Raw genomic sequence first — 249 nt, forward strand, 5'->3', positions numbered from 1 at the left:
ATTTTGTAAATTACAAATATAAAAAAAAACTTTATAATGTAGTTTTCAAACTTTTTAAGGAGAAACATTATGCAACCTTCAACACATACAAAATTAACCCGATTGCTTCTAATAGTATTATGTGTAATGACTGCCTTTGGACATCTGATTATTGATATGTATTTACCCTCATTACCTGAAGCACAACATCTATTTAGGTCATCAACATCTGAAATACAACTTACATGATCATTTGCATTGATAGGTTTA

1 pseudogene is annotated in these 249 nt (G+C 28.1%); it reads left to right on the forward strand.

Annotated elements, in window-relative coordinates:
• Positions 1 to 69 precede the first annotated feature (69 nt).
• A pseudogene (locus F1592_RS13470) lies at positions 70 to 225 on the forward strand (Bcr/CflA family drug resistance efflux transporter); the annotation flags it as partial.
• Between the last annotated feature and the right edge of the window lie 24 nt (positions 226 to 249).

Origin of the sequence: Staphylococcus sp. GDX7P312P (genome assembly GCF_008385775.1) — a bacterium.
Lineage (GTDB): Bacteria > Bacillota > Bacilli > Staphylococcales > Staphylococcaceae > Staphylococcus > Staphylococcus haemolyticus.